A 10,539-nucleotide genomic window follows, 5' to 3' on the forward strand; every position below is an offset into this window, starting at 1 on the left:
GCGGTGCTCAGTACGCGCCTCGGCCGTTCAGCACCGCGCCGAAGGTCTTCCAGAGGATGGTGAGGTCGGCGGCGAGGGACCAGTTCTCCACGTAGTAGAGGTCGAGTCGGATGCCGTCCTCCCAGCTCAGGTCGGAGCGGCCACTGACCTGCCACAGGCCGGTCATGCCGGGCTTGACCAGCAGCCGTCGGGCCACGTCACCGTCGTAGCGGGCCACCTCCGAGGGCAGCGGCGGGCGGGGACCGACCAGGCTCATCTGCCCCAGCAGCACATTGACCAGCTGCGGCAGCTCGTCCAGTGACCATTTGCGTAGTAGCCGGCCGACGCGGGTCACCCGGGGGTCGTGGCGCATCTTGAACATCAGGCCGTCGGTCTCGTTGCGCGCTGTCAACTCGGCGAGCAGCGCGTCCGCGTTCACGACCATGGTGCGGAACTTGAACACGCCGAACTCCTGCCCGCCCCGGCCGACCCGGACCTGTCGGAACAGCACCGGGCCTCGGCTGTCCAGTTTGATGGCCAGTGCGATGAACGCGATCAGCGGCAGCAGCACCGCCAGCGCCAGCGACGAGACGGACCGGTCGACGAGACCCTTCACCAGCTTGCGAACCCCGCGGAACTCGGGTGCCTCGACGTGGATCAGGGGCAGGCCGGCGACCGGGCGGGTGTGGATGCGCGGGCCGGCGACGTCGGTCAGCGCGGGTGCCACGACCAGGTCGATGCCGGTCCCCTCCAACTGCCAGCCGAGGCGGCGCAGCCGGGTCGCTGTCAGTTCACCGGACGCGGTCACCGCGACAGTGTCCGCGCCGATCGCGGTGGCCGCCTCCGGGATACCCCGGAACGACCCCACCACCGGCACGTCGCCCAGCCGCTGCGCCACCGGCGCGAGCAGCGCGTCCGGAATGCAGGCGCCCACCACCTGGTAGCCGGCGTACGGCTCACGGCGAAGCGTGTGGACCAACTCCAACACGTGGGCGGTGTCGCCGACCACCAGCACCTTGCGGGACCAGCCGGCGCCCACCGAGCGGGCCCGGTGCAGTCGCTTGCGGGCGGCGAACCGCGCCACCTCCAGCCCGATGGTGCCCACCGCGAAGGAGATTCCCAGGAAGCCCCGGGAGACGCCGACGTCGGCGATGTAGCCGATGATGGCGATCGCCCCGGCCAGGCGCAGGCTGGCGGAGCTGACCCGCCGATACTCGTCCGCCCCGTAGCCGATCACCCGGTCGTCGTAGCAGCCGAGCGCCTTGAGTGAGATCAGCCAGGCCAGCACCAACCCGGGGGCGACCAGCACGTACGGGATCTCCGAGCCGGTCGGCTCGTCGTCACCGAAACGAGCGACGTAGCCGATCAGCAGCGCGATGATGAGGATGGTGGTGTCCAGCACCACCAGGACCCGGACGTAGGACCGTTCGTCGGCGCGCGCCACCAACCCGGCGCGTCTACCGCCCGGCTCCGCCGACGTGGCGGGGGTCAACAGTGTCGCCACGCTCACCGGCCCTCCCACTCTGTACAGGATGGCCCCGGCCGACGGGTCGGACCGGAGGCGGACCGACTATGCCGGAACAGTCGACATCCTGCCTTGACAACTATGACTGCCGATTGCTTCCGACGTATTGCCGTCACTTTTCTTCAACAACCTGGTGGCCGAAAAGGGGCCTGCCACACCGAATCGACGGTACGGCAGGCCCCTGGACGTCTGAGCGTCGGATCAGCGCGGCGCTGGCGGACGCCGTGCGATGGCGCTGAGGAAGATGCTGCCGATCTCACTCGGGTCCTTGGTGACGAAGACGTCGCCACCGGTCACCTTGGTGATCGACTCCAGCTCTGCCTTGCTGACGCCCTCGCCGATACCGATCATGATGACCTGGACCGGCCGCTCCGGGTCGGCGATCTGCTTGAGCTTGCTGAGCAGCTGCTGCTGGTTGAGGCCGTTGTTGTCCTCGTTCTTGCCGTCGGTGAACAGCACGATCGAGTTGACCCGGCCGGGCTGCCAGTTCTCCTGCACCGCCTGGTACGCGGCCAGCATGGTGTCGTAGAGGCCGGTGTCGCCGCTGGAGGGCTTGACGGTGGCGAGCGCGCCCTCCAACTGGGCCCGCTGGCCGGAGAGCGGCCCGATGGGGACCAACTCCCGGTAGTCCCGGTTGCCGACCAGCTGGGTGGAGAAGGTCCACAGGCCGATCGACCAGGAGTCGTCGAAGAGGCCGAGGCCGCGACGGGCCGCGTCCACGGTGACCTCCTCCCGGCTGCGGTTGTTGGCGCTGGGCACCGGGTCCTTCATCGAGCCGGAGACGTCGATGACGGCAAGCATCCGACCGGACTGGGTGGCGATCGACCAGCTGGAGACGACCCGCTGGATGGCGGCCGGGTCGAGGCCACCCGCCGCGGTGCCGCCGTTCGCCGGTGCGGTCGGCGCGCCGCCGGACGGGCTCGGGGCACCCTGCGGCGCCTTGAAACCCTCGCCCCAGTTGCCGTCCGGCGCGCGCAGCGACTGCGCGGCGAGCCGGTTACGGAAGGTCGGGCTGGTGAGCAGCTCGAACAGCACCTTGGCCGCCGACGCCTTGCTCGGCTCGATGCCGGGCAGCACCGCGTACGGGTAGTCCAGCGGCATCGGTGCCGGCTCCATGTAGAGCGCGGCGAGCGGCACCGGCGGCTTCTTGCTGTTGTACGCGATCACGTCTTCCTCGGACAGGGCCGCCGCACCGAGACCGCTGGCGATGGACGTCGAGTCGTTGGCAGTGGGGAAACGGGCCAGCAGGTCGTTGCGGAGCGAGGACCGCCCGGTGGCCAGTGCGCGGAGCGCGCCGACGGTGTTGCGCTGGGCGTCGCCGCCGGCGCCGTTCGCGGCGGCGGTCAGCGAGAGCAGACCGGACAGGCCCGCCGCGTCGCGGGTCGGCTCGACGATCCCGGTCCGCAGCGGCGCGCTGGTGTTGTTGACCTGCTTGAGCAGGTCGGTCCAGTTGAACTTCTTGTCCGGCCAGCCCAGCCGGGTGGCGATCGGCTCGGGCATCGCGACGACGATCGGGCTGCGCGCGATGGACTGGCCGTTGGTCGGAGCGAACGCTGTCGCGTCCTTCTTCAACCGCAGCAGCCAGGTCGAGGAGTCGGGCACCCAGACGTCCGGGCTGACGGCGGTGCCACTGGCCTGCCCCACGCCGGCCAGCACAGCGCCGTGCTTGGCCGCCACCACGGCCGCCACGTCGACCGGGTCGGACGCGGACACGTCGACGCGGATGCAGGTCGGGCCCACCGCGGCGCCATCCTTGACCCACTGGGATGCGGCGGCGTCCACCGCTGGCGCGAGTTCGGACGCGACCGCCACGGCCAGTCGGATCTCCCCCGAGCAGCTGGGCTGGATCAACTCCTGGTAGCCGAACCACGCGCCCGTCGTCACGACGAGCACCCCCGCCGTTGCGGCGGCGGCGGCTAGATGGAGTTTCGAACGCATGCGATGGCGGCCTGCTGACACGGTGACCATCTTGCGTACTAGGTGCCGTCTCTGCCACATCCGTTCGGACTAAAGTTACGGAGGAGAAACAGTTGACCACTATTTTGCGACACAGAGTGACGGGGCAGCCTCGCGGCGTTGCCAAACGAGTGCCGCTCTCACGTCTCTAAACCATCGTTCAGGGCAGCACGCACGTCGGGCTCGGCACCGCCACCGGCTCGCCGACCGCCTTCAGGACACCGTTGTCGGCGTCGCGCCGGAACACCCGCACCATGTCCGCCCGTTCGTCGGCGACGTAGAGGTGCTCCCCGATGAGGGCGAAGTGCCGGGGCCACTCCCCGTCGGTGTCCACTTCGGCCACCAGCTCGGGCAGCTCCCCGGCCAGCGTGAAGACCGCGACGGTCCCCACCCCACGGTTGGCGACGTAGAGGAACCGGCCGTCCGGGGCGACAGTGACCTCCGACGGCTGGACGTGACCGGCGCGCTCGCTCGCCTCTACCCGCCCGCGCTGGTGCAACGCGCCGTCGTCGGTCAGGTCGTAGGCGGTGACCGAGGCGTCCAGCTCACCGACGAGGTAGCAGCGCCGTCCGTCGGGGTGCCGGGCCAGGTGCCGGGGGCCGGTGCCGGGCTTCGTACGCATCCGGGGCGCCCGCGGCACCAGTCGTCCGGTCGCCTCGTCCAGGTCGTACCGGTAGACCGAGTCGGTGCCGAGATCCACGCCGAAGATCGGCCCCTGGCCCGACCCGGGCGAGACCATGTGGGCGTGGGCGTGGTCCTGGCGCTCCGGGTCGGGGCCGTGCCCCTCGTGCACCACCAGGTCGGTGCGCTCGCCGGGCACGCCCTGCGGGTCGAGCGGGAAGACCGCGATGCTGCCGCTGCCGTAGTTGGCCGCCAGCAGGTGACCCCCGCCGGGCAGCACCGCCAGGTGGCAGGGCTCGGCGCCGCCGGTCGACCGACTGCCGAGCGGGTCCAGCGCGCCGTCCGCCCCGACCTGCCAGGCACTGATCTCGCCGTCGGTCAGCTCGTTGACCGCGTAGAGCACCGGCAGGGTGGGGTGCCGCACCAGGAAGGAAGGGGACGGGGTGACCGCCACAGTGCCGAGCGGGGTCAGCGCCCCGGTCCTCGGGTCGCGCCGAGCGGCGACGATGCCGCTGCCCCGCCCGCCGCTCTGCGCCGTGTAACCCCCGATGTGGACGACCTCACCCTGACCGCTCACGCCCAACTCCTCCGCCGGCATCCTTCGTTGATCCAACCAGAGGCTGCCCGCGTTGCCCGTCCGTTAACCAGCTTTCCGGCCCTGATCTCAGGCCGCCGGCACCGGCTCGCCGCGCTGTCGGGCCACGTGCTCCACCAGAGAGATCAACACCATCTTTCCGGACTGCCGGTCCCGGGCGTCGCAGAGCACCATCGGCACGTCCGGGTCCAGGTCGAGCGCTCGGCGTACGGTCTCCAGGTTGAACCGGCGGGAGTCGTCGAAGCAGTTCACGCCGACCACGAACGGGATTCCCCGCTGCTCGAAGTAGTCGATGGAGGGGAAGCAGTCGGCCAACCGGCGGGTGTCGGCGAGTACCACCGCGCCGAGCGCGCCGAAGGCCAGCTCGTCCCAGAGGAACCAGAACCGGTCCTGGCCCGGCGTGCCGAACAGGTAGACCTGAAGGTCGTCGTTGATGGTGATCCGGCCGAAGTCCATCGCCACAGTGGTGGTGGACTTGCCCTCCACGCCGGAGATGTCGTCGGTGCCGATCCCGGCACCGGTGAGCACCTCCTCGGTCTGCAACGGACGGACCTCGCTCAGGGCGCTCACCAAGGTCGTCTTGCCAGCCCCGAAGCCCCCCGCGATGAGGATCTTCAATGCCAGCGGGATCGTGGTGCTGGTGCCCACCTGGTCATAGCGCACGGAGTCCACTGACCACCGCCTTGAGGATGTCGTCGTCGGGAAGGATGCCGGCGGCCGGCGGCTCGTGCACCGCGACCAGGCCCTCGGCGAGAAGATCACCGAGCAGTACCCGGACCACGCCGACCGCGAGGTCCAGCTCGGCTGCCAGTTCGGCCACCGACACCGGCCGGTGGGCCAGCGTGACCAGCCGTCGATGCTCCGGCAGCAGATGCGAATGACTCGTCGCGTCGACGTCCGAACCGGCCAACACGAACGCGACCAGGTTGAAATCGTCGACGGCGGAGCGTACTCGGCCTCCGGTGAGCGTGTACGGGCGCATCACCGGGCCGGCTTCACCGTCCAGCCACTCGTGCTGCGGCCCGGGCGGCTCAGTCCGCATCTCCGGCACCCGCTGCCGATCGGGCCGGCGCGGCGAGGCTCTCCCCCACCCGGATCACCAGCATCGCCATCTCGTACGCGACCAGCCCGATGTCCGCGTCGGCGTCGCTCACCACCGCCAGGCAGGCACCCTGCCCGGCGGCGGTGACGAAGAGGTACGCCGCCTCCATCTCCACGACGGTCTGCCGGACCGGGCCGCCGTCCACGTGCCGGCTGGCGCCTCGGGCGAGGCTGGAGAAGCCGGCGGCCAGCGCACAGAGATGCTCGGCGTCGGAGCGCTCCAGCTCGGCCGAGCAGCCGAGCAGCAGGCCGTCGGCGGAGAGCACCACCGCCTCGCGGGCGGCCGGTACCCGTTGCACCAGTTCGTCGAGCAACCAGTCCAGGCCGGCGCTCTGCTTCGTCGAATGCCGCACTAGGCGTCCCTCTCAGTCACGGTCGGGGGTTCGGGGGTCGTCGGCGGGTCGGTGCGGGCTGCCTGGACCGTCGGGCCGGTCGGCGCGGTCGGGCCGGTCGGCGCCGTCGGGGTCGTGGCGGTGGCACGTCCGCGCGCCGTGCCGGCCTGGAGCGCCGCCATCACCTGGCGGACCTCCTCCGGCGAGCGGGGCGACGGCGTGTCGGTGACTGTCGACCGGGGCTGGGCGGCGGGGGTGCGACGGCGCACCCGGCGGGGCAGGCCATCCAACTCGTCGTCCGGCGCGTCGGAGGCCGCCGACCCCTCGTCGTGCCCGTTGGCAGGCGGGATGGCCGAGGTCGGCGCTCCGGTGGGTGGGGCGGGCGGGGCCGTGCTGGCGGACGGGGCCGTCGGCGGGCGGGTGCGGGGGCGACTCACGGTGCCCCGGCGCGCCGTCCGAGCCAGCCGCCGGCTCGGGTCGGCCGAGGCGGTACCGAGCGTGGCGGGGTCGGGGCCGGCCGGCGGCTCGGTGGTGACCAGGTCGCCGGGGACCAGCACCACGGCGGTCACGCCACCCTCGCCGGATGGGCGCAACCCCACCCGTACGCCGTGCCGGGCCGCCAGCCGGGCCACCACGAACAGGCCGAGTCGGGCGCTCTGCGCCGGGTCGAACTCGGGCGAGCTGGCCAGTCGGGTGTTCGCGGTCTCCAGTGCCGTGTCGGACATGCCCAGACCCTGATCGGTGATCTCCAGGGCGTACCCGCTGGCCACCTGCGCCCCGGTGACGGTGACCCGGGTGTCCGGTGGGGAGAAGGCGGTGGCGTTCTCGACCAGCTCGGCGAGCAGGTGGATGATGTCGCCGACCGCGCGCCCCAGCACGCCGGCCGGTTGCACGGCCTTGACGTCCACCCGCTCGTACGCCTCGACCTCGGAGATCGCGCCGCGGATCAGGTCGACCATCGCGACCGGGTTGCGCCAACCCCGGCCGGGCGCGGAGCCGGCGAGGATGACCAGATCCTCGGCGTGCCGGCGCAGCCGGGTGGCCAGGTGGTCGACCTGGAACAGCTCGGCCAACTCGTCCGGGTCCTCGCTACGCCGCTCCATCCGGTCCAGCAGGTGCAGCTGCCGGTGCACCAGGCTCTGGCTCCGTCGGGCGATGTTGAGGAAGACCTCGTTGAGCCCGCGACGCAACGTGACCTCGTCCACAGCGGCCTGGACGGCGGTGCGCTGCACCTCGGTGAAGGCGCGCCCGACCTCGCCGATCTCGTCGTGGCCGTACTCCAGCGGCGGCGCCTCCCGGGCGACGTCGACCTGCTCGCCACGGCGCAGCCGGGCCACCACGTCGGGCAGCCGGTGCTCGGCCAGCTCCAGCGCGGCGGTGCGGACGCCGCTGAGCCGGCGGACCAGGGTGCGGCCGACCCGCAGCGCCACAAGCACCGAGACGACAACTGCGACGAGCCCGAGTACGCCGGCGGCGGCCAGCCGTACCAGGATGCGGACGGCCATCGGCACCGAACGGTCGGCCAGAGCGTCGGCCTCGGACAGTTCGAAGTCCCGCAACTGCTGCTGCACCGCGTCCTGGCTGGCCTGCCAGGACGCGGCGTCGACCGTCGGCCGCCCGGACCGGTTGGGCACGACCAGCGCGTCCTGCATGCTGCGCAGCCGGGTGAACGCCTCGCTCTCGGTCAACAGTTGGTACGCGACCCGGCTGTTCTCGGGCAGGTCAGCCACGGCGCTCTCGGTGAGCCACCGTTGGTTGCCGATGGCCTGTACGAGCTGGGTGTGTTCCCCCTCGGCGAACCGTCCGGCGGTCAGCGCGCCGGCCAGCAACGCGTCGCTCTGGCCGAGCAGTTCCCGGGAGCGACCCAGCGCGGTGAGCGCCAGGGCCTGCCGGTTGATGTCCGGGTCGGTCAGGGTCGCCATGCCCGCGAACGCCTGGAAGGCCGCGGAGACCATGCCGCTGTACAGACCGATCGCGCCGGCGCGGTCCACCTTGCGCTGGTCGATGAACTTCCGCCCGTCGGGTAGCGCCGCCAGGGCGTTGACCAGCTGGTCGACCCGGGTTTCCAACAGGTCGTCCGCGGCGTCGCGCAGCGGCTCCCCGTCCACCCGGCGGCGCAGTTCGGCGATCGCCCGATCGGTGCGCCCGCGCTGGTCGGCGAGTGCGGGCAGCTCGGAGTTACCGGCGAGCTGCACCACCGAGAGTCGACGTTCCCGTTGCAGCTCGGTGACCACTGTCTCGCCGGGGCGACCCAGGTCGTACAACAGGGTGCGGGCGGAGAGCAGGTTCAGGGCGGGACCGAAGGTCAGCGTGGTCGCGAAGATCCACAGTGCCAGGAGCGCGGTCACCGGCGCGACGACCAACGCGGTCAGCTTCGAGCGGATCGGCCAGTCGCGGGTTTTCATCAGACCTCGCCCGTACAGGGTGGCAGGAGGGGTGTCGGCGCCGCCGAGCACCGCGCCTGCCGGCTGCGCGCCCGGCCGCGTCGCCGGGCACCGGCGCGGGCGCCTTGGGCAGGATACGTAATCGGAGGCTGTTTCACTACCGCCCGTGTCGCTACCGCCCAAGCACCTCTTCTGGGACGAATCAGGTTTCGGCCGGTGAGTAGTTGCGCCCCTCGTCAGGAAAGTGCCTCGGATCGGGATTGGCGATCACTGCGCGGAGGGAATAGCAGATGACGAAGGAGGAGCCCATGTCGCCCACGCAGATAGTCGTCATCGTGCTCGTCGTGCTGGTGATCGTCGCGGTGCTGGCCGTGGCCGCCCGCTCGCTCAACAACCGCCGGGCCCTGCGCAACCGGTTCGGACCGGAGTACGACCGGGTGGTGGCGGAACAGGACAGCCGGTCCGCCGCGGAGCGCGAACTGCGCGACCGGGAACGCCGGCATGCCGAGCTCACGCTCACCCCACTCACCCCGGAGTCCCGGGCCCGGTACGCCGCCGCCTGGGAGGAACTCCAGGTCCGCTTCATCGACTCCCCCGGCGAGACCGTGGGTGACGCAGACGAACTGGTCACCCGGCTCATCGAGGAGCAGGGCTACCCGACCGGTGACTTCTCCGACCAGATCGCCCACCTCTCCGTCGAGCACGCCCGCACCCTGACCAACTACCGGGACGCGCACGAGATCCACCTGCGCAACTCCCGAGGCGAGGCCAACACCGAGGAGCTGCGGCAGGCGGTCGTGCACTACCGCGCACTCTTCGCCGACCTGCTGGGCGAGGAGCCGGTCGGCCACCACACGCCCGAACAGCGCCACCACCCGGACCACGACGCCACGAGCCGCTGAGGAGGCCACCCATGCGCCAGGAAGAGCAGCAGGTGAGCAACGACCACCCGGAGGCCGTCCGGTCCGCGCCCGTGCCGGTACCCCCGGCCGGCGACCGGGCCGACCGCTCCGACGTCCCGGAGGACGCCCTCGACGACCGGGGCACCTTCGACGACCAGACCGCCGCCCACGAGCGGGCCGACGACACCGACCGGAACGCCGCGTACGACAGGGCCGACGACGAGCTGACCGACGACTCCGACCCGCGTCACCGGCGCGACGACCGGACCACCGACGAGGGTGGTTTCCACGAGCCGGGGCCGCTGCCGACGACGTTCGGCGCCACCACTGTGGCCGACGCGGTGGCCGCCTCCGCGCTGGCCAGCCCGCACCCGCAGGATCAGCCGGACCCGAGGGCCGAGCGGACCGCCCAGCCGGGCGACGGCGCCGAGGATGGTGAGCGGGAGGGTCTGCGCGCCGACCCGACCGCCGAGCTGCACCGCCGCGACGCGGACGTCGACGACAGCGCGGACGTCGACCGCACCGACCTGGACGACCGCGCCGACGCGGACACGTCCGCGCGGACCGTCGTCCCGCCGGGGAGCACTGAGGGCGACCCCGAGCGGCGCGGCGATCTGACCGGAGACCGGGATGCCGCCGCGGCGGGTGCGGCCGGCTACGGCAGCGCGACACCGGAGATGGTCGACCCCGACGCGGACGGCGAACCGGTCCCCGGCGACGACACCAGCCCCACGCTGGAGTCCGCCGGAACCTCCCGATCCGCCGGGTCGACAGTCGCGGCCGAACCAGCCACGCTCCTCGACACGGACACCGCGCAGGGCTTCCGGGACCGCTGGCGGGACGTGCAGCTGCGTTTCGTCGACGACCCGCAGGGGGCTGCCGGTGAGGCGCAGTCACTGGTGGAGGAGGCCATCCAGGCCCTCTCCTCGGCGCTGGCCGCTCAGAAGAGCACGCTGGGCGGGTGGCAGGACGCCGGCTCGGCCGACACCGAGCAACTGCGGATGGCGGTCCGCAACTACCGGGACTTCCTGGACCGCGTACTCGGTCGCTGAGTCCACCCCCCAACATTGGCGCCCCGGCCCTTCGTGGGCCCGCTTCAGGTCGGGCACCACCAGTTGCAGGCCCTTGAGCGAGCCGGGCGGCA

Annotated in this window: 8 protein-coding genes and 1 pseudogene; 2 read left to right on the forward strand and 7 right to left on the reverse strand. The window is 71.8% G+C overall.

Annotated features, from left to right (window positions below; all coding sequences use genetic code 11):
* Positions 1 to 7: 7 nt before the first annotated feature.
* From AB0C20_RS17370 to AB0C20_RS17400, 7 genes are all read right to left on the reverse strand, one after another.
* Positions 8 to 1,474 (reverse strand): sugar transferase, encoded by a 1,467-nt coding sequence (locus AB0C20_RS17370; RefSeq protein WP_357185275.1) that lies wholly within the window; start codon positions 1,472 to 1,474, stop codon positions 8 to 10.
* Between the two features lie 231 nt (positions 1,475 to 1,705).
* A complete protein-coding gene (locus AB0C20_RS17375) occupies positions 1,706 to 3,463 on the reverse strand; it encodes a substrate-binding domain-containing protein (protein ID WP_357184968.1) in 1,758 nt (585 codons plus the stop codon).
* 157 nt (positions 3,464 to 3,620) lie between these two features.
* On the reverse strand, positions 3,621 to 4,658 hold the full coding sequence (locus AB0C20_RS17380; RefSeq protein ID WP_357184964.1) for a lactonase family protein: 1,038 nt from the start codon (positions 4,656 to 4,658) through the stop codon (positions 3,621 to 3,623).
* An 87-nt stretch (positions 4,659 to 4,745) separates the two neighbouring features.
* Entirely contained in the window at positions 4,746 to 5,348 is a 603-nt protein-coding gene (locus tag AB0C20_RS17385) for an ATP/GTP-binding protein (RefSeq protein ID WP_091405745.1), read from the reverse strand.
* Complete coding sequence (locus AB0C20_RS17390; RefSeq protein WP_112584165.1) at positions 5,329 to 5,718, reverse strand: DUF742 domain-containing protein; 390 nt, start codon at positions 5,716 to 5,718, stop codon at positions 5,329 to 5,331. The genes AB0C20_RS17385 and AB0C20_RS17390 overlap by 20 nt, the downstream gene beginning before the upstream one ends.
* The gene (locus AB0C20_RS17395; RefSeq protein WP_112584065.1) at positions 5,708 to 6,130 is read right to left on the reverse strand and encodes a roadblock/LC7 domain-containing protein; all 423 of its coding nucleotides are present in this window, start codon (positions 6,128 to 6,130) and stop codon (positions 5,708 to 5,710) included. The genes AB0C20_RS17390 and AB0C20_RS17395 overlap by 11 nt, the downstream gene beginning before the upstream one ends.
* Positions 6,130 to 8,514, reverse strand: a complete 2,385-nt coding sequence (locus AB0C20_RS17400) for a nitrate- and nitrite sensing domain-containing protein (protein WP_357568338.1) — start codon at positions 8,512 to 8,514, stop codon at positions 6,130 to 6,132. The genes AB0C20_RS17395 and AB0C20_RS17400 overlap by 1 nt, the downstream gene beginning before the upstream one ends.
* A 287-nt stretch (positions 8,515 to 8,801) precedes the next feature.
* Between AB0C20_RS17400 and AB0C20_RS17405 the strand changes: the two genes are divergently transcribed.
* Together AB0C20_RS17405 and AB0C20_RS17410 are read left to right on the forward strand one after the other, a co-directional pair.
* Positions 8,802 to 9,395 carry a hypothetical protein gene (locus AB0C20_RS17405; RefSeq protein WP_238670584.1) on the forward strand — a complete coding sequence of 198 codons (594 nt, stop codon included), beginning with the start codon at positions 8,802 to 8,804 and terminating at the stop codon, positions 9,393 to 9,395.
* 284 nt (positions 9,396 to 9,679) lie between these two features.
* Positions 9,680 to 9,868, forward strand: a pseudogene (locus tag AB0C20_RS17410) (hypothetical protein); the annotation flags it as partial.
* Positions 9,869 to 10,539 lie beyond the last annotated feature (671 nt).

The sequence above is a fragment of the Micromonospora sp. NPDC048843 genome, from assembly GCF_040649965.1.
GTDB classification, from domain to species: Bacteria; Actinomycetota; Actinomycetes; order Mycobacteriales; family Micromonosporaceae; genus Micromonospora; species Micromonospora hortensis.

Excerpts from the sequence above, each read along its gene's own strand:
- AB0C20_RS17405 (WP_238670584.1), top strand. The coding sequence starts at position 8,802 with ATGTCGCCCACGCAGATAGTCGTCATCGTGCTCGTCGTGCTGGTGATC.
- AB0C20_RS17390 (WP_112584165.1), bottom strand. The coding sequence starts at position 5,718 with ATGCGGACTGAGCCGCCCGGGCCGCAGCACGAGTGGCTGGACGGTGAA.
- AB0C20_RS17400 (WP_357568338.1), bottom strand. The coding sequence starts at position 8,514 with ATGAAAACCCGCGACTGGCCGATCCGCTCGAAGCTGACCGCGTTGGTC.